Here is a 2481-nt window from a genome sequence, read left to right as displayed (position 1 = left end):
GCCTGCCAGCACGGCCCACGAAGCCGGACGGCGCCGGCTCGTCGCGAGCGTGTCGCGCGCGGCCGCGGCCACGTGCGCGCGCGCGACCTGCTGGCTCCCCTGGCCGTAGCACAGCATCAGCGCCTTGTGCGCGAGGATGTTGACGAGGCGCGGCACGCCGCCGCTGGCCGCATACAGGCGCGCCACGGCGCCGCGCGAGAACAGGCGCGCACCGTCATAGCCGGCCACGCGCAGACGGTGCGCCACGTAGTAATCGAGGTCGTCGCGCGTCAGCGGCCCGAGGTGATAGTGGAAAGTGATGCGCTGCGCGAGCTGGCGGATCGATTGCAGTTCCAGCTTGCGGTTCAGTTCCGGCTGGCCGAACAGCACGATCTGCAGCAGCTTGCGCTTTTCCGTTTCCAGGTTCGTCAGCAGGCGCAGCGCTTCCAGCGTCTCGACGGGCATCGCCTGTGCCTCGTCGAGGCACAGCAGCACGCGCTTGCCGTCGCTTGCGAGAGCCAGCAGCCGGTGCGTGATCGCTTTCAGTACCTGGTGCTGGTCGGCGTCCTTGTCGTAGCCCACTTCCAGTTCGTCCGCGAGCGCGAGCATCAAGGTGCGCGGCTCCAGGTACGGGTTCGGAATGTACGCGGTGACGAATTCCGGGCCCAGGGTCCCCATGAACTTGCGGCACAACAGGGTCTTGCCGGTGCCGACCTCCCCCGTGATCTTGATGAAGCCTTCGCCGGTGCGCGCCGCGACGAGCAGCGTGTTCAGGGCTTCCTGCGAATGCGGGCTGCCGAAGAAAAAGCTGGTATCGGGCKTGATCCCGAACGGCAGCTCGCGCAGGCCGAAGTGCGCCGTGTACATTTAACGGATCCCCCGTGCGCGCGGATCGAGCTGGTCGATGCGGCGGCCCGTATCCAGCAGGTCGTCGTTCCAGTTGTTGACGCCTTCGACGATGGTCGGCTTGATCAGCACGACCAGCTCGCGCTTCTGGTTCACCCTCTTCTTCGAGCCGAACAGCGTGGACAGCACGGGCACCTTGCCCGTGCCGGGAAGTTGCGCGTCGTCCGCCGTCGACGCCTGGCGCATCAGGCCACCGATGGCGACGACCTGGCCGTTCTGGCCGCGCACGATGCTGTCGAGTTCCGACGTGGACGACGCGGCGAGCGGCAGGCTCAGGCTGCCGGCCGCGCCGAGGTTGACGGCCTTGTTGATCGTCGAGACCTGGCTCACGGACGGGTGCACGTGCAGCAGGATGTTGCCCTTCTCGTCGATCTGCGGCGTGACGTCGAGGACGACGMCGGAGAAGAACGGCTGCAGGGTGACGCTCGGGGACACCGTGTTGCCGGTCGTCGTGGAGTTCGTCGTCGTCTGCACGCCCGTCACGTAGAACTCGTCGGTACCGATCTTCAGCACGGCCTTCTGGTTGTTGACGGCCGCCACGCGGGGGCTCGACAGCACGTGCACGGTGCCCTGCGTCTCGAGGAACGAGATCAGCGCGGCGAAGTTCGCCGTCTGCACGGCGAGGCCGAACATCGAACCGGCCGTCGACGCCGCGTTCGACAGCGAGAAGCCCGTGCTGGCCGACAGGCCCGTGCTCGGATCCGAGATCGTGGCGGGCTGGCCGCCGTTGAACGGCAACGGCGTCAGCGTGGCGCCCGGCGCCAGGATGCCGGTCGAGATGCGGTTGTCGTGGCTGCTCTTGATCGACGCGAACGAGGCCCAGTTCACGCCGCTCTGGTAGCTGTCGTTCAGCTCGACCTCGAGGATCTTCGCTTCCAGGATCACCTGGCGGTCGACGGCGAGCTGGGTGGCCCTCAGGTAGGCGTCCACGTTGCGCAGCTCGTCCGGCATGGCGCGGATCACGAGCACGCCCGACTGCGGACTGACGACGACGCTGCGGCCGCCCTCCTTCGACCCCACGATGGCCTCGATGGCCAGTTTCAGGTCGCCCCAGAAATCGTTGGCGGACGTCGTGGCGACATCGGTGCTGTCCATCTGCCCGCCGTTCTGGCCGTTGGGATTGTTCGGGTTGTTGCCGTTGTTGTTCTGGTTGTTGTTGCCGTACGGGTTCTGGCCACCCTGGTTATTGCCGTTCTGGTTGTTGCCGTTGTTGCCGACGGCGTTCGCCACCGACGTCGAGCTCACGCGCGTCATCGACATGCCCGCCCGCTTGCCGACCAGGTAGTTCACGCGGAACATCTTGGTCTGCATCGTCAGCGGCTTGATCGAGATGCGCGTGCCCTCGATCTTGTAGTCGTAGCCGTACATCTCGCGGATCGCGTCGAGCGTCTCCGGCAGGGTGACGTCCTTCAGGTTCGCCGTGATGGTGCCGGCGACGTCCGGATGGACGAGGATGTTGTAGCGCGTGCCCGCGACGATCGAGCGGAAGAACTGCTGCGCCGGCACGTTGTTGAAGGAGACGTTGAACCGTTCCTCCAGTGCGGGGCGGGCTTCCGGCAGTTGCGTGGCCAGCGCGGCGGCCGGCGGCAGCAGCGC

At 66.8% G+C, this 2481-nt stretch carries 2 protein-coding genes; both read right to left on the bottom strand.

Going from position 1 to position 2481, the window contains the following annotated elements; genetic code table 11:
* Window positions 1-846 (bottom strand): ExeA family protein (locus AC1DYX_RS30335; protein WP_477265814.1); only part of this gene is annotated, 846 nt, incomplete at its 3' end.
* Window positions 847-2481 (bottom strand): pilus (MSHA type) biogenesis protein MshL (gene mshL, locus AC1DYX_RS30330; RefSeq protein WP_477265812.1); only part of this gene is annotated, 1635 nt, incomplete at its 5' end. It lies immediately after the preceding gene.

The sequence above is a fragment of the Massilia sp. P2_C2 genome, assembly GCF_056404615.1.
This window is presented reverse-complemented; position numbering and strand designations above follow the sequence as displayed.